The 15103-nt window shown below is 72.5% G+C and carries 14 protein-coding genes and 7 tRNA genes; 10 read left to right on the forward strand and 11 right to left on the reverse strand.

Going from position 1 to position 15103, the window contains the following annotated elements:
- Window positions 1–17 precede the first annotated feature (17 nt).
- Window positions 18–443 (reverse strand): thiol-disulfide oxidoreductase DCC family protein, encoded by a 426-nt coding sequence (locus ACLWS4_RS15320; protein WP_380737396.1) that lies wholly within the window; start codon window positions 441–443, stop codon window positions 18–20.
- Window positions 444–638: 195 nt separating this feature from the next.
- Between ACLWS4_RS15320 and ACLWS4_RS15325 the strand changes: the two genes are divergently transcribed.
- Window positions 639–2285, forward strand: coding sequence for a hypothetical protein (locus tag ACLWS4_RS15325; protein WP_079272097.1), 1647 nt, complete (start codon window positions 639–641; stop codon window positions 2283–2285).
- Window positions 2286–2352: 67 nt separating this feature from the next.
- Here the strand turns inward: ACLWS4_RS15325 and ACLWS4_RS15330 are convergent, their stop codons facing one another.
- The 4 genes from ACLWS4_RS15330 to ACLWS4_RS15345 all read right to left on the reverse strand — a co-directional run bounded on the left by ACLWS4_RS15330 (window position 2353) and on the right by ACLWS4_RS15345 (window position 6878).
- The gene (locus ACLWS4_RS15330) at window positions 2353–2913 is read right to left on the reverse strand and encodes an HIT family protein (RefSeq protein ID WP_049651438.1); all 561 of its coding nucleotides are present in this window, start codon (window positions 2911–2913) and stop codon (window positions 2353–2355) included.
- Between the two features lie 146 nt (window positions 2914–3059).
- On the reverse strand, window positions 3060–5039 hold the full coding sequence (thrS, locus tag ACLWS4_RS15335) for a threonine--tRNA ligase (protein WP_380737394.1): 1980 nt from the start codon (window positions 5037–5039) through the stop codon (window positions 3060–3062).
- A gap of 88 nt (window positions 5040–5127) precedes the next feature.
- Window positions 5128–6291, reverse strand: coding sequence for a hypothetical protein (locus ACLWS4_RS15340; protein ID WP_416874373.1), 1164 nt, complete (start codon window positions 6289–6291; stop codon window positions 5128–5130).
- Window positions 6292–6323: 32 nt separating this feature from the next.
- Complete coding sequence (locus tag ACLWS4_RS15345) at window positions 6324–6878, reverse strand: DUF4365 domain-containing protein (RefSeq protein ID WP_049651441.1); 555 nt, start codon at window positions 6876–6878, stop codon at window positions 6324–6326.
- Window positions 6879–7045: 167 nt separating this feature from the next.
- On the opposite strand from ACLWS4_RS15345, the gene ACLWS4_RS15350 reads away from it, so the two are divergent.
- Window positions 7046–7813: an exonuclease domain-containing protein gene (locus tag ACLWS4_RS15350; RefSeq protein WP_074002368.1), complete on the forward strand. Its 768-nt coding sequence runs from the start codon at window positions 7046–7048 to the stop codon at window positions 7811–7813.
- A gap of 81 nt (window positions 7814–7894) precedes the next feature.
- On the opposite strand, the gene ACLWS4_RS15355 is transcribed toward ACLWS4_RS15350, so the two are convergent.
- Together ACLWS4_RS15355 and ACLWS4_RS15360 are read right to left on the reverse strand one after the other, a co-directional pair.
- A tRNA-Val gene (locus tag ACLWS4_RS15355) sits at window positions 7895–7966 on the reverse strand.
- 209 nt (window positions 7967–8175) lie between these two features.
- Window positions 8176–8247: transfer RNA gene (locus ACLWS4_RS15360), tRNA-Val, on the reverse strand.
- 615 nt (window positions 8248–8862) lie between these two features.
- Between ACLWS4_RS15360 and ACLWS4_RS15365 the strand changes: the two genes are divergently transcribed.
- Window positions 8863–9276 (forward strand): SsgA family sporulation/cell division regulator, encoded by a 414-nt coding sequence (locus ACLWS4_RS15365; RefSeq protein WP_030056266.1) that lies wholly within the window; start codon window positions 8863–8865, stop codon window positions 9274–9276.
- 416 nt (window positions 9277–9692) lie between these two features.
- Entirely contained in the window at window positions 9693–10262 is a 570-nt protein-coding gene (locus ACLWS4_RS15370; RefSeq protein ID WP_375876751.1) for a CGNR zinc finger domain-containing protein, read from the forward strand.
- Window positions 10263–10312: 50 nt separating this feature from the next.
- Here the strand turns inward: ACLWS4_RS15370 and ACLWS4_RS15375 are convergent, their stop codons facing one another.
- Window positions 10313–10777 carry a hypothetical protein gene (locus ACLWS4_RS15375; protein ID WP_380782063.1) on the reverse strand — a complete coding sequence of 155 codons (465 nt, stop codon included), beginning with the start codon at window positions 10775–10777 and terminating at the stop codon, window positions 10313–10315.
- Window positions 10778–10886: 109 nt separating this feature from the next.
- Here ACLWS4_RS15375 and ACLWS4_RS15380 point away from each other — a divergent pair, with 109 nt between their 5' ends.
- The gene (locus ACLWS4_RS15380) at window positions 10887–11387 is read left to right on the forward strand and encodes a DsbA family protein (protein WP_117487168.1); all 501 of its coding nucleotides are present in this window, start codon (window positions 10887–10889) and stop codon (window positions 11385–11387) included.
- A 12-nt stretch (window positions 11388–11399) separates the two neighbouring features.
- On the opposite strand, the gene ACLWS4_RS15385 is transcribed toward ACLWS4_RS15380, so the two are convergent.
- The 3 genes from ACLWS4_RS15385 to ACLWS4_RS15395 all read right to left on the reverse strand — a co-directional run bounded on the left by ACLWS4_RS15385 (window position 11400) and on the right by ACLWS4_RS15395 (window position 14256).
- Window positions 11400–12248, reverse strand: coding sequence for a GNAT family N-acetyltransferase (locus tag ACLWS4_RS15385; RefSeq protein WP_416874374.1), 849 nt, complete (start codon window positions 12246–12248; stop codon window positions 11400–11402).
- 64 nt (window positions 12249–12312) lie between these two features.
- On the reverse strand, window positions 12313–13143 hold the full coding sequence (locus ACLWS4_RS15390; RefSeq protein WP_387966759.1) for an aminotransferase class IV: 831 nt from the start codon (window positions 13141–13143) through the stop codon (window positions 12313–12315).
- Window positions 13144–13170: 27 nt separating this feature from the next.
- The gene (locus ACLWS4_RS15395) at window positions 13171–14256 is read right to left on the reverse strand and encodes a chorismate-binding protein (protein ID WP_416874375.1); all 1086 of its coding nucleotides are present in this window, start codon (window positions 14254–14256) and stop codon (window positions 13171–13173) included.
- Between the two features lie 320 nt (window positions 14257–14576).
- Between ACLWS4_RS15395 and ACLWS4_RS15400 the strand changes: the two genes are divergently transcribed.
- From ACLWS4_RS15400 to ACLWS4_RS15420, 5 genes are all read left to right on the forward strand, one after another.
- A tRNA-Gly gene (locus ACLWS4_RS15400) sits at window positions 14577–14649 on the forward strand.
- A gap of 40 nt (window positions 14650–14689) precedes the next feature.
- Window positions 14690–14763: transfer RNA gene (locus ACLWS4_RS15405), tRNA-Cys, on the forward strand.
- A 34-nt stretch (window positions 14764–14797) separates the two neighbouring features.
- Window positions 14798–14869, forward strand: a tRNA-Val gene (locus ACLWS4_RS15410).
- A 41-nt stretch (window positions 14870–14910) separates the two neighbouring features.
- Window positions 14911–14982: transfer RNA gene (locus ACLWS4_RS15415), tRNA-Val, on the forward strand.
- A gap of 44 nt (window positions 14983–15026) precedes the next feature.
- Window positions 15027–15098 (forward strand) — tRNA-Val (locus ACLWS4_RS15420).
- Window positions 15099–15103: the final 5 nt, after the last annotated feature.

A 15103-nucleotide genomic window follows, 5' to 3' on the forward strand; every position in this document is an offset into this window, starting at 1 on the left:
ACCACGGCCGGACGGGTCTACGGCCGGACGGGCTTCCGGGCCGGCAGCGCGCACGCCGCCGTACCCCCCGGCATCCGGTGCCGGTTGCGCGCCACCCAGCGGTAGACCACCCCCGCCAGCGGCCGCACCGGCGCCGCCGTCAACACCGCGCCCAGATATGCCCACGCCCCGCCGGAGCGCATCAGCAGCCGCGCAACCCCCTGCGCGCCCCCGTACACCCGGCCGGTCGGCGTCACCCAGAGCACCTCGCGCTCCGCCCGCTCCGCCGACACCTCGCCCCGCCCGCCCGCACGCCCATCCAGCCCCGCCAGGTCCGCGAACTGGAACGGCACCGCCTCCCAGCCCCCCGACGCCAGTGTCTGCCGCAGGTACCGCTCCGCCCAGCGCACGCAGGACGAGCAGAACGAACAGTCCCCGTCGAAGACCAGCACCGGATCCTTCACGGCCGCGCCCCTTTCGTCACTCCCACCACCCATCCTGCCCCACCGCCCCCATCCCTCCCACGGCGGGCATCGACCCGCCCGAAGCTGGGCATCATGCCCCTCAGGCCTCCGGTGACGGTACTTCAGACGATCATCCGCGCGGGGGTGCCACGGCACGGTAACCTGCCGCTGACAAGGGGAGGAGGGGACGCCACCGTGACCACACTCGACATGACCCCGGGTGCGCAGATACCCCGGACCGACACCGGGCCGCAGACCGCCATCACCCAGGGACTCTCCTCGACCGCCTACCGCGACGGCGAGATCCAGGGCTTCGTCGGCGCCGTCACCGACGCCACCGCGAAGAAGGGCCGCTTCGCGCTCTTCCGCCCCAACCTCGGCGAGGCCTTCAGCAAGGCGCTGGTCTCCCGCGCCCTGGGCGGCGCCCGCAAACCCCTCGTCCCGGCCTTCGGGGTCGACACCCGCCAGGTCGTCGAGCACTGCCTGGCCGCCGAGGAACTGCGCAACACCCGCGACCGGCAGCTCAGCACCGTCTCCATCGCCACCGGCGTGCTCTTCCTCCCCGGCACCCTGGTCTGGCTCGGCGCCTTCCAGCTCCGCGCCTGGCTCAAGCGGGACAACCCGAAGAACGCGGCCGTCTACGGCGGCATCGTGCTCGCCGCGGCCGCCGCCCTCGCCGTCCTGCTCGCCCTGCGCCCGCCGGCCACCGGCTTCATCGGCGTCTACCTTCGCGTCACCATGCTCGCGCCCGTCATCGGCTGGTACCTCGCCCGCCGGATCGTCGAGCGCTCCGCCAAGGACCTGCGCAGCCGCTGGCAGGCCCTGGTCGAGGGCAGCGCCGTCGCCGCCACCGTCGCCAAGGCCGTCCCCCGGGACGACCTCGACAAGAAGGCCGCCGACCTGCGCGACAAGCTCGGCCGCCTGGACGCCGAGCAGGAGACCAACATCCACCACTACGCCGGCCCCAAGGGCATCCTCGGCGCCGGCCGCCGCTGGGGCGAATGGCGCCTCGCCGACACCCTCCACCCCGCCGAGGGCCACGTCGACTTCCGCGCCTTCCACCCCTGGGACCTGATCCGCCGGATCTCCTCCCACCTGAAGGGCCTCGGCGTCAGCCACGTCGCCAACAGCGGCATGCCCAACGTCGCCATCAAGCAGTGGGTCGTCTTCGACATCGGCGAGGGCGCCGACGAGATCAGCCGCCCCGGCAACGCCGACATGGACGGCGACCGGATGCGCGACTTCGCCGTACAGAGCGTCGCCGACAAGCAGACCTTCTCCGGCGGCCCCCGGCACTACCTCGCCACCCAGTTCATCACCCACGACGGCAAGCTGGTCCTCACCTTCACCGTCACCGTCACCCTGCTCGCCAACGTCCTCAACATCACCGTGTCCGGCTACGCGCTCGGCCCGGTCAAGGGCGTCTTCTTCGACAAGCCCAAGGACAAGGAGAAGTCGGTCGCCAAGACCGTGAAGTTCTGGGAGGAGCGCACCGTCAAGCTCCCCCTGATCGACAACGACGAGGTCGTCCGCCAGGCCGTCCGCGCCCCGTTCTACCGGATGCCCGGGCTGCTCACCTGGCTCGGCGGCGGACTCGGCCTGCCCGAGCCGTTCGGGCTGCGGCACATCTGGGCCGGCCGGGCCTGGGAGAACCGCTCCATGGTCGACAACGCCCAGAACGCCTCCGTCCCGGTGCTCGCCGCCGTCCACGCGGCCACCCTGGAGTTCCTGGAGGAGCACGACCTGGACGCCGACCGCTTCTTCAAGAACCGCACCTCGATCATCAAGTCCGAGGCGCAAAGCCCCCGCCCGTACGACGTCGACACCTTCAACGCCGGCTGACCCGCGGAACGCGGAAGGGCCCCACCGGGATCTCTTCGGTGGGGCCCTCTTGCGTTCGTGCTGTGGATCAGCCCTGCGGCCAGACCTCGGCCAGCATCTTCCGGGTGTCCGCCAGCAGCTGCGGCAGCACCTTGGTGTGGCCGACCACCGGCATGAAGTTGGTGTCCCCGCCCCAGCGCGGCACCACGTGCTGGTGCAGGTGCGCCGCGATCCCGGCCCCGGCCGCCGCGCCCTGGTTCATCCCGATGTTGAACCCGTGCGCCCCGGAGGCCGCCCGCAGCGCCGTCATCGCCTTCTTGGTGAAGTCCGCCAGCTCGGCCGTCTCGGCCTCGTCCAGGTCGGTGTAGTCGGCGACGTGCCGGTACGGGACCACCATCAGGTGCCCACCGTTGTACGGGTACAGGTTCAGCACCGCGAACACGGCACTCCCCCGGGCGATGACCAGCCCCTCCTCGTCGCTCAGCGACGGGATCGAGCAGAACGGACAACCGTCGTCCGGAGCCGGGCCGGTGGGCTTGTTCTCACCCTGGATGTACGCCATCCGATGAGGCGTCCACAAGCGGCGGAAGCCGTCCGGCTCGCCGACGCCCCGCTGAAGTTCCGGCTCAGTCGTCATGCTGATCAGCATATTCGCCCGACGGGGCTTGCAAAGCCGCGCGGGGCAGACTCATCGAGAGCCTGCCCCGCGCAACCCCGCGAACGCGGGGCCTACGGCACCTTCCTCCGGTGCGCGTTTCGAATCTTCGGATCACCCCCGCTCAGGCGGGGCCCACCTCACACCTGGATACGACGCGCCACAGCATCAACGATCTCGGCGATGGCCTCGTCACGGGGCACGCCGTTCTTCTGCTCGCCGTTGCGGTAGCGGAAGGACACCGCACCCGCCTCGACATCGTCGTTGCCCGCGATCAGCATGAACGGCGTCTTGGTCTTCTGTGCGTTGCGGATTTTCTTCTGCATGCGGTCGTCCGAGGTGTCGACCTCGACCCGGATCCCGTGCTTCTTGAGCTCGGCCGCGACCTCCAGCAGGTACGGCACGTGCTCGTCGGTGATCGGGATGCCGGTGACGGTGACCGGGGCGAGCCACGGCGGCATGGCGCCGGCGTAGTGCTCCAGCAGCACCGCGAAGAACCGCTCGATGCTGCCGAACAGCGCCCGGTGGATCATGACCGGCCGCTGACGCGAGCCGTCCGCCGCCGTGTACTCCAGGTCGAAGCGCTCGGGGAGGTTGAAATCCAACTGAATTGTCGACATCTGCCACGTCCGGCCGATGGCGTCCCGTGCCTGCACCGAGATCTTCGGGCCGTAGAAGGCCGCGCCGCCCGGGTCCGGCACCAGCGGCAGGCCCTGCTTCTCGGCCACGCTCGCCAGGACGGCGGTGGCCTCCTCCCAGGTCTCGTCGCTGCCGACGTACTTGACCGGGTCCTTGGTCGACAGCTCCAGGTAGAAGTCGGTCAGACCGTAGTCGCGGAGCAGGTTGAGCACGAAGGTCAGCGTGGAGTCGAGCTCCTCCGCCATCTGCTCGCGGGTGCAGTAGATGTGCGCGTCGTCCTGCGTGAAGCCGCGGGCACGGGTCAGGCCGTGCACGACGCCGGACTTCTCGTAGCGGTACACCGTCCCGAACTCGAAGAGGCGCAGCGGCAGTTCACGGTACGAGCGGCCGCGCGCGTCGAAGATCAGGTTGTGCATCGGGCAGTTCATCGGCTTGAGGTAGTAGTCCACGCCCTCGTCGAGCTGCATGGGCGGGTACATACCGTCCGCGTACCAGTCGAGGTGGCCGCTCTTCTCGAAGAGCTTCCCCTTGGTGGCGTGCGGGGTGTAGACGAACTCGTAGCCCTCCTCCTCGTGCCGCTTGCGCGAGTAGTCCTCCATGGCCCGGCGGATGATGCCGCCCTTGGGGTGGAAGACGGCGAGGCCGGAGCCGATCTCCTCGGGGATGGAGAAGAGGTCGAGCTCGTTGCCGAGCTTGCGGTGGTCGCGCTTCTCGGCCTCGACGAGGAAGTCGAGGTGGGCCTTGAGCTCGTCCTTGGTCGGCCAGGCGGTCCCGTAGATGCGCTGGAGCATCGGGTTCTTCTCGCTGCCGCGCCAGTAGGCGGCCGCGTTGCGCATCAGCTTGAACGCCGGGATGTGGCGGGTGCTGGGCAGGTGCGGGCCGCGGCAGAGGTCGCCCCAGCACTGCTCGCCGGTCTTGGCGTCCAGGTTGTCGTAGATGGTGAGCTCGCCGGCGCCCACCTCGACGTCGGCGCCCTCGCCGGCGGTGGCGGCGGAGCCCTTGAGGCCGATCAGCTCCAGCTTGTACGGCTCGGCGGCCAGCTCCTCGGCGGCGGCCTCGTCGGTGACCACGCGGCGGGAGAACTTCTGCCCGCGCTTGATGATCTCCTGCATGCGCTTCTCGATGGCCTTGAGGTCATCGGGGTGGAAGGGCTTCTCGACGTCGAAGTCGTAGTAGAAGCCGTCCTTGACCGGCGGGCCGATGCCGAGCTTGGCCTCGGGGTAGAGCTGCTGCACGGCCTGGGCCATGACGTGCGCGGTGGAGTGGCGCAGGATGTCGAGGCCGTCCTTGCTGCCAATCTCGACCGGCTCGACCTCGTCGCCGTCCTGGACGGCGTAGGCGAGGTCCTTGAGCTGGCCGCCGACGCGGGCGGCGATGATCGAGCGGTCGTCGGCGAAGAGCTCGGCGGCCGTGGTGCCCGTCGTCACCACGCGCTCTTCCCGATCGGGTTCGCGGCTGATGATTACCCGGACGTCCGTCACCGGTCTCTCCTGACGTGCTGGATTTCAGAGGACGCAACACTGCGCTGCGCGTGACGATGGTACCGAGAGCGCCGCCCCTGCCGTCCACCTACGCCCCTTCTCCCCCTTCCTCCGCCTTCTCTCCGAGCGACTTCAGCAGCCGCTCGCGGTCCCCGTCCTCCCAGCCGCGGAGCTCCAGCCCGTGCGGGCGGACGAGCCGGCGGAAACCGTCGTGCCGGTCCAGCCGGCCGGAGACCCGGACGGGCAGGCCCGCGAGGTGGGCCTCGGCGGCGAGCCGGTAGTCGGGGTCGGGCAGGCGGAGCTTGAGCTCCCGGACGTCGGCGCCGGCCAGCACCCGGAGCCGTACCGAGCCCGGTCCGGCCGGGTCGGCGCGCTTGAGCCGGGTGACCACGCCGAGCACGGTGACGGCGATGGCGGGTTCGGTCCGTTCCAGCAGGTCGGCGGCCTCCGCCAGGGCGGGCAGGTCGCCGGGCGAGAAGTCGAGGTCGATCCGGCGGTCGCCGAAGCCGCCCGGCGTCCCGGCGGCGGGTGACCAGGCGACGCTGAACCGGGCGGCCGTGGCGTCGCGCACCAGGTCCTCGACGGACCGGACGAGCTCGCTGCTGACCCCGGCCCGGACGGCGTTCCCGAAGGCCTCGGGCCCGCCGCTGACCCGGCGGTAGTCGACCGCGTCGCGCAGCGCCTCCAGGGCCCGGACCAGGGTGGTGACGGCGGCGCGGCCCTCGGGAGCGGGGGTGTGCGCGGTGAGGGCGGCGCCCTGTTCGACCAGCAGGACGCGGTCCAGGTAGTCCCCGGCGAGGCCGTCCAGCCGGGCTCCGAAGTAGCCGACCCTGGTGCGGGCGGCCTTGGCGCCGGCGGCGAGCATCCCTCGGGCCGCCCCTCTGAGCCGCTCGGCCTCGTCCCAGGAGACGGTCCCGGCGGGGCCGGGCGGCTCGCGGTGCCAGCGCAGTTCGTCGCCGGGGACGGCGAGGGCGAGCAGGATCGAGCGAGCGGAGGGGGTACGGGCGCGGGAGAGCGCGGCGACGGCGTCGGTGAGGAGTTCGACGGCGTCGTCGAAGCCGTCCCCGGCCGGGACGAGCAGGCTGGTGCCGGGCTCCTCGTCGGGCGGGGTCCAGCGTCCGTACCGGGCGGCCGGGCCGCCGCGGCGGACCCAGCCGTGCCGGGCGAGCAGGGTGGCCAGCACGGCGGGGTCGACGGCGGCCGGGTCGGGCAGGGGCCGGGCCGGCTCGCCCGGTGGGTACGGCGGTGTCATGGGTCCGGTTCCTCCCTGCCGCGGCCGGGCCGTCACGGGCTGCCGCCCGCGCCGATCCGGGCCATGATGTCGCAGAGCGCGCGGTCGTCGAAGACCTTGTCGGTGGGCACCCGGACGTTGGTGCGCCGCTGCCCGGTGACGGGGTGGCCGGCCAGGTTGACCCAGTAGCAGCAGTGCCGCAGTTCCAGGGCGTCCGGGCGGGCCCGCAGCCAGTGGTCGACCCGGCGCGGGAGCAGCATCACGACCAGGATCCGCGGCACGGCGACCCGGGGCCGGGCGAGCTTGCGCAGGTGGTCGTTGTCCAGGGTGAAGCTGAAGAACGGTCCGGCCGGGTCGGGCGCGACCTGCTGGGTGGCCTTGAGCTGGATCTTGACGGTGACCTCGTCGTCCACCTCGTGCGCCCGGGAGCCGTGGCTGACGTGCCAGTCGATGCCGTTGTCCGGGAACGGCTGGGAGAGCGAGCAGCCGGCCGCGGCGGCGACCGCGTGCAGGTAGCCGACCTGCAACGTCTCCATGCAGGCGGTGACCGCGAGGTTCCCCCGCGGTGCGGCCGCCGCCTCCTCGGGCTGCGGCTGGGTCAGTGCCATCGCCCCGTGGCCTCCCCCGGCTCGGGCCCGTCCCGGTGTCCGGACGGGTCGGTCGATTCGATCGGGACAGTCATGGGCAGGATCCCCGGTCGGGCTTGGGCCAAACGGGTTGAAGGGGCGTCAGAACCGGGTATCAACCGGGCGCAACGCTCGTCTGAGGGGCAGTCATGCAGCAGCACTGGTACACCGGCCCGCTCGCCTCCTTCGACACCGAGACGACCGGCGTGGACGTGGAGAACGACCGGATCGTCTCCGCCGCCCTGGTCGTCCAGCTCGCGCCGGGCGCACCGGCGCGGACCACCACCTGGCTCGCCGATCCGGGGGTTCCGATCCCGGACGGCGCCCGCGCGGTGCACGGCATCACCGACGAGCGGGTGCGCGCCCACGGGCGTCCGGCCCGCGCGGTGGTGGCGGAGGTCGCCCACGCGCTGGCGGCCGAGGCGCTGGCCGGGCATCCGGTGGTGGTGATGAACGCGCCCTACGACCTGACGCTGCTGGACCGGGAGCTGCGCCGTCATCACGGGCTGACGCTGGCCGGGGGGCCGGCGGCGGCCGGGCTGGTGGTGCTGGATCCGCGGGTGCTGGACAAGCACGTGGACCGCTACCGCAAGGGCCGCCGGACGCTGACCGACCTGTGCGCCCACTACGGCGTGGAGCTGGCCGGGGCGCACGACGCGGCGGCGGACGCGGCGGCGGCGCTGGCGCTGACCCGGCGGATCGGCGCCCGCTACCCGGCGGCGCTGGGCGGGCTGTCGGCGGCGGAGCTGCACCTGCGGCAGGCGGTCTGGCACGCGGCGCAGGCGCGGGGGCTGCAGAACTGGTTCGACCGCTCGGGGAAGGCGGAGCGGGTGGACCTGTCCTGGCCGCTGCGGCCGGCCCGGTGCGGCTGCGGGCGCCGGCTGGAGCCGGAGCACGGCTGCGAGGCGGCGGCGTAGACGGGCGGCCCCGGTATCCCGGGCCTGAACGCGCCGCAGGCCCTGACCTGTTTCCTGGTCAGGGCCTGCGTGCTGTCCGGGTGGGCGATACTGGGATCGAACCAGTGACCCCTTCGGTGTGAACGAAGTGCTCTCCCGCTGAGCTAATCGCCCGGGCAACGAGAAGAACTGTAGCACCATTCGGGGCCGGTCGTACAACTCGCCCGTTCCGGGTACTGCCGACACCTCCGCAGAACTCGCGCCCCACGCGGAAGATGACTGTGCCTCAGGCGATTACCGACGGCTCTTCGGGCGGATTCCGGAAATACACGTGAGGCCCAGCCGATAATCGGCTGGGCCTCACGTATCACTGTGCATTCCGGTGGGCGATACTGGGATCGAACCAGTGACCCCTTCGGTGTGAACGAAGTGCTCTCCCGCTGAGCTAATCGCCCGGGTGCAGAGAAAACATTACCGCATCCCGGAGGGTGCTCCGACCACCCTCCCCGCCCGCGACCCCGCTCCCGGTCGCCCCCTGGGCTCCCGTCCGGCCGCCCCGGTTCGCGGTGGCGCACCCGCGGGTCACGGCCCGCCGGGCGGCCTCCGTGACCTCGCGGCGGATCCGGTGCGGGGCCGGGCCCGGTCGGTCGGGCCCCCGCACCCAGGAAGATCACCAGCCGGGCGGCGGCGCGACCGGTCCGAACGCACCCCCGCGGGGCCGGCCAGGGAGATCACCACCCGCCGGACCGGGTGCGGCGGACGCCGGCCGGGGCCCGTCAACCGGTCGCCCGTCCGCCGTCGACGACTGCGTCAACCGCCACAGCCGCTTCACCCGTTCCCGTGTTCCCGCGCCTCTTGTCGTTTCGCACAGTCATGCCAGGAAACTAACCAAGTAGCGCCCGGGTAATGCCCGGCCCGGCCGCTGCGGGGCGATTCCGCAATGCGCCGTAAGGGGTACGACTCGCGCCCGAATCGGGACAGAGGGGTTTACATCGGTCTTGGGGGTGGGATGGTCCGTTCGCCGACGTGCGATTCCCCGAGCGCACACTGAGCGAAAGGCCATGGCGCTTATGAACACCACGGTCAGCTGCGAGCTGCACCTGCGCCTCATCGTGTCCAGCGAGTCCTCACTGCCCGTCCCCGCGGGCCTGCGCTATGACACCGCCGACCCCTACGCCGTGCACGCCACGTTCCACACGGGCGCCGACGAGACCGTGGAGTGGGTGTTCGCCCGAGATCTCCTCGCGGAGGGGCTGCACCGACCCACCGGTACCGGCGACGTCCGGGTGTGGCCGTCCCGTAGTCACGGGCAAGGGGTGGTCTGCATCGCACTGAGCTCTCCGGAAGGAGAAGCCCTGCTGGAGGCCCCGGCCCGAGCGCTTGAGTCGTTCCTCAAGCGGACGGACGCCGCGGTGCCCCCCGGCACCGAACACCGTCACTTCGACCTCGACCGGGAGCTGTCCCACATCCTCGCCGAAAGCTGACCCCGTCCGGAGGGCGGTCACGCCCCGCTGTCAGCGGGGCCATACCGCCTGCCGCCATCGCAGCCGTCCTACTCGGGGGCACGGCAGCGGACTCAGCCGCGCACGACGCGGTCTCGGGGCCGGTGAGGCGGCCCCGCTCCCACCGGAGCGGGCCCCAGCACCGCAGGCGCCCGGCACCGAGGCCGGCCATCCTCACGGGTGGCCGGCCTCGGTGCCGGGCGCCGACGTCTTCCGGCGGCCCTACGGACGGTGCCCCGGGGGCCGTCCGGCCGGGCGGTGTCCGGTTTCGGACGCCTTGCCGGACTGCGCACACATCTTCGAAAGAAGGCACCGCCCTACCGGTACGAGGCCCGGTATGGTCTGGGGTAACCGCGGACGCGGGGTATCGGAGTCCCCCTGCGCGAGGAGCCCCCAACGTGCTGATCACCCATGACACCGAGTGCGCGCTGAGCCTCCTCGTGGAGCTGCTCAACACCGCGCCCGAGGTGTGCGGCGCCGAGCGGCTGCCGGACATCGCCGCACTGGACGCCTTCGTGGTCCGCCAGGAGATCAGCGAGATCGACTCGCTGACCGAGGACGACCTGCGGCGGGTGCACGAGCTGCGCACCCGGCTGCGCGAGGTGTTCGCGACGGAGTCCACCGCGGAGGCCGCCGAGCTGGTCAACTCGATGGTCGCGGCCGCCGGGACGACGCCCCGGCTGACCAACCACGACGGCCACGACTGGCACATCCACTACTTCGCGCCGCACGCCGCGCTCGGCGACCACCTGGCGGCCGAGCTGGGCATGGCGCTGGCCTTCATCCTCATGGCGGGCGAGCGGGAGCGGCTGCGCCGCTGCGAGGCGCCGGACTGCGCGCGGGTCTTCGTGGACCTCTCCCGGAACCGCTCGCGGCGCTACTGCGACAGCCGTACCTGCGGCAACCGGCTGCACGTCGCCGCCTACCGGGCGCGGCAGCGGTCGGCGGAGGCCGTTCCCTCCGCCTGACCGCCCGGGCCCGCTCGGTCCGCCTGGCCCGCCGGATCCACCCGTCCCGCTCAGATCCCGCGCTTGCGGAGGATCTCCTCGATGTCGGCGAAGTCGCCGAGGCCGTCCTCCCGCTTGCCCGCGGCCGGCTTCTTCGCGGCCTTGGGGGCCGGCGCCGCCACCGCCGGGCGCTCGGGCGCCGGGCCGGCCGCGGCCGGGCGCTCCGGGGTGCTCTCCACCGCCGTACCGCCCCGGCGGCCCACCCAGCGGGTGGTGACCAGCAGGACCGCGGAGACGCCGAGCAGGGCGATGCCGGTCCAGACCCGCGGGTCGAAGACCAGCCTGGTCGCCCAGTCGGCGAACTCCCGGGCGATCGTGCTCGCCAGCGGGAACAGGCCGGTGAGGTAGAGCCCGGCGGGCAGCAGGGCCACCGCGAACCAGCGGGTCGCCGACAGGAAGCGCCGCCGGTAGGCCCGCAGCCCCGCGAAGGCCACTCCGCCCGCCGTGAGGATGAAGCTGATCGCCGCGCTCAGCACGGGGCCGCTCCTTCGTGTCCGGTCGTCCTGGTCATCGGTGCCTTCCTCTCGGTCCGCCTCGGGCGCACCTCCGGCCGGAGCGGGCGCCCACTAGTGGAACACTGAGGGAATGATCGATGGTTCCCTCCCCCGCCTCGAGTTCTGGTGCGACCTCCAGTGCCCGGACTGCCACACCGCGCTGGACGACGTACGGGCGCTGCGCGCGCAGTACGGCGACGCGCTGCCGCTGGAGGTGCGGCACTTCCCGCTGGAGAAGCACAAGCACGCCTACGCCGCCGCGGAGGCGGCCGAGGAGGCGTTCGCGCAGGGGCTGGGCTGGCCCTTCGTGGAGGCCCTGCTGGCCCGCACCGCGGAGCTGGACGCGCGCGGGCAGCAGGTGCTGCTGGAGGTGGCCCGGGAGGTCGGGGCCGACGTCGAGGAGGTCGACACCGCGCTGGTCGACGGCCGGCACATGCTGACCGTCGACGCCGACCAGGCCGAGGGCAAGGCGATCGGGGTCACGGGCACGCCGACGTACGTGATCGGCGGGAAGCGCCTCGACGGCGGGCAGAGCCAGGACGGGCTGCGCGAGCGGATCGTGGCCGTCCTCGAGGCGGCGAAGTCCTCCTGACCGCACGCCCGGTCACAGCTTCTTGCCGTAGACGCGCTCGGTGACCCGGTAGCCGAGCGAGGTGTAGAGCCGGATGGCGACCTCGTTGCCGGCGAAGACGTTGAGGCCGAGGTGCCGCACTCCGGCGGCCAGGCACTCGCGTTCGGCGAGCAGCATCAGTGTGCGTCCGTGTCCCTGGCCCTGATGGGCCGGGGACACCTCGACCTTCATCACCCAGGCGAGCGGTTCGCCGTCCGGCTGGTCGCGCAGGCGCGGCTGCAGCCAGAGCAGGCCGTACGGGCCCTCCCCGCCGTCGGCGCCGTACAGGCGGCGCACGACCATGCCGGGGGCCTCCGGGTCCGGCGGGGGCGGGCTCTGCGGCCCGGCGGCCATGCGGGCGCGGGCCTGTTCCTCGGTGAGGCCGGAACCGACCATCATGCGGACGTAGTCGTCCGCGGACTCCTCGTACCAGGCCCGGAGTTCGGCCGGGTCGTCGAAGGGGCGCGCGCTCAGCCCGGCGGGCAGTTCGGGGGCGTCGACCAGCGGCTTGGACATGGCCAGGGCCCGCTCGGTGTAGCCGAGGGTCGCGGCGAGCCCCCGGGCCGCCGTGGCCGACTCCGGGACGGCGACGTCGACCCGGGTGCAGCCCCAGGTGCGCAGCACCTCCTCGGCGGCCAGCCCGCCGAAGGTGCCGCGGCCCCGGCCGCGGCCCTCGGTGACTTCCAACTCGGATATTCTCCCGAAGAGTTGACCGCCCTGCGGGTCGGCGGTGGTGCGCACCGCGCCGACCGGGCGGCCGTTCGAGAGGATCAGCCAGCGTCTGGTGCGGCCGCCGGCCGCGGTGGGTGTCTCCGGGCCCTCGGGGCGCAGCGTGGTGGTCATGTGGTGGTCCCTTCCCGTTGCGGGGGAGGTTATCCACGCGGTCGGCCTGCTCCCCGGCCGGGGATCACGGGTCGAGGTCGTCGCCGCTGCGCTCGGCGAAGACGGCCATGGCCTTGGCGGTGACGGGGCCGATGCCGGGCAGTTCGCGGTCGTCGACCCGGGTGACGGCCTGGACGTCGCGGGTGGTGGAGGTCAGGAAGACCTCCTCGGCGTCCTGGAGGGCGGTGAGCGGGAGGTCGGCCTCCTCGGCGCCGCACCAGTCGATGACGAGCCGCCGGGTGATGCCGGCCAGGCAGCCGGAGGCGAGGGCGGGGGTGAGCAGGCGGCCGCCGAGGACCACGAAGACGTTGGAGCCGGTGCCCTCGCAGAGCAGGCCGGCGGTGTTGGCGAACAGGGCCTCGGAGGCGCCGGCGCGGTGGGCGGCGGCCAGGGCGACGACGTTCTCGGCGTACGAGGTGGTCTTGAGGCCGGCGACGGCGCTGTGCTCGTTGCGGCGCCAGGGGACGACGGCGACGGCGGTCTCGTCGGGGCGGTGGCCGATCGCGCTGAGGGCGACGACCAGGGTGGGGCCGGTGGTGCCGCGCTCGGAGCTGAGCGGGCCGTTGCCGCCGGTGTAGGTGATGCGCAGCCGGCCGAGCGGTGCGGGGTTGGCGGCGAGGACCTGGGCGCAGGCCTCGCGGACCAGGTCGTGGTCGGGGTCGGCCAGGCCGAGGCCGCGGGCGGAGCGGGTGAGCCGGTCGAGGTGGCGGGTGACCGCGAAGGCCCGGCCGTCGACCGTCTTCAGGGTCTCGAAGACGCCGTCGCCGGTGGTGAGGCCGTGGTCGAGGACCGAGACGGTCGCGTCGGCGGAGTCGACGAGGGCCCCGTTGACCCAGCTCGTGGTGCGGTTGTGCATCGGGTGCTGCTCCTAGGCGGTGGGGGCTCAGGCCCCGGTCGGGTCGGATCCGCTGCCGGACTCGCCACCGGGTTCGCCGCCCGACGCTATCGCGACCAGGCGGGCGGCCTTCAGTTCGGTTTCGGCCCATTCGCGTTCGGGGTCGGAGCCCCAGGTGATGCCGGCGCCGGTGCCGAAGCGCAGGACGGGTGCGGCGGGGTCGGTCCGGTCGATCCAGAAGGTGCGGATGCCGACGGCGAGTTCGGCCCCGCCGCGGTCGGCGTCGACCCAGCCGACGGCGCCGCAGTACGGGCCGCGGGGGGCGGTCTCCAGGGCGTCGATGATCCGCAGGGCGCTGGACTTGGGGGCGCCGGTGACGGAGCCGGGCGGGAAAGTGGCGGCGAGGAGTTCGGGCCAGCCGGCGCCCTCGCGCAGGGTGCCCTCGACGGTGGAGACGAGGTGGACCAGGCCGGGGTGCTTCTCGACGGCGCAGAGGTCGGGGACGGTGACGGTGCCGGTCCCGCAGACCCGGCCGAGGTCGTTGCGGACCAGGTCGACGATCATCACGTTCTCGGCGTGGTCCTTGTCGAGGAGGTCGTCCTCGGTGCGGCCGGTGCCCTTGATCGGGCCGGAGGAAACGGTGCGGCCGGTGCGGCGCAGGTAGAGCTCGGGCGAGGCGGTGGCGATCTCGACGCCGTGGTCGGGCAGGCGGATGGTGCCGGCGTAGGGGGCGGGGTTGCCGTGGGCGAGGAGGCCGGTGAGGGCGTCGACGTCGCTGCGGTCCGGGTCGGGCAGTGGCGCGGAGAGCACCCGGCAGAGGTTGGCCTGGTAGACCTCGCCGGCGGCTATGTGCTCGCGGATGCGGCGGACGCCCGCGGTGTAGGCGGCGCGGTCGAGGGAGCTGTGCCAGCCGCCGGCTTCCGGTCCGCGCCAGCCGGCGCCGGAGGGCGGGGCGGGGGCGGGGCGGACCTCGTCGAAGCGGGCGCAGGTGAGGCGGCCCTCGAAGTCGTAGGCGACGGCCCAGTAGCCGGCGGAGTCCAGGGCGGCCGGGTCCGAGGTGACGTCGCGCAGTCCGGTGGCGAGGCGGCCGCCGAAGCGGGCGAGCGGGGTGCGGGGGGCGGGGTGGCCGGACACGGTTCTCCTGCGCGGTGGTGCTGGGGGGCGGTGCCTGAAGTGTAGGTCGGGGGGCGTGGGCCCGGCCCGGCTCGCGCCCCCGCGTACGAGCAGTCGCGTGCGTCGTGCGGGTGTGCGCCGGGTGGCCTGCGGATGATCGTCCGGGAGCGGCGCAGGTGGTGGCCGGTGGTCGGCCGGGAGGGCTGACGGGACGGCACTCGCCGGCCATCCCCTCGGCATGCTGCGGGAACGGATTTTTAGCTGGCCCGGGAATCCGCTAGAGTTCAACACGTCGCCAGGGAGCGCAGCCGAAGAAAAGCGGTGAAGCCCCCGGGAGACAGGCGGACGTGGCTCAGTTGGTAGAGCATCACCTTGCCAAGGTGAGGGTCGCGAGTTCGAATCTCGTCGTCCGCTCGATGGAGAACAGTGTAAGATCGTTCTTCATGTGTTGCCTGGTGGAGTGGCCGAGAGGCGAGGCAACGGCCTGCAAAGCCGTGTACACGGGTTCAAATCCCGTCTCCACCTCCAAGAGGTCCTCCCGGTTCTTCCGGGAGGCCTCCCCGCGCGATTAGCTCAGCGGGAGAGCACTACCTTGACACGGTAGGGGTCACTGGTTCAATCCCAGTATCGCGCACGTCAGGCCCCTCGGGGCTTGCTGCAGGACCGCCACATCAGGCGCGATTAGCTCAGCGGGAGAGCACTACCTTGACACGGTAGGGGTCACTGGTTCAATCCCAGTATCGCGCACAGTAACGGGCCTTCCGGGGTCTGCTGCAACACCGCCGCACCAGGCGCGATTAGCTCAGCGGGAGAGCACTACCTTGACACGGTAGGGGTCACTGGTTCAATCCCAGTATCGCGCACGTCA

It is taken from the genome of Kitasatospora sp. SC0581 (genome assembly GCF_048159585.1).
Lineage (GTDB): Bacteria > Actinomycetota > Actinomycetes > Streptomycetales > Streptomycetaceae > Kitasatospora.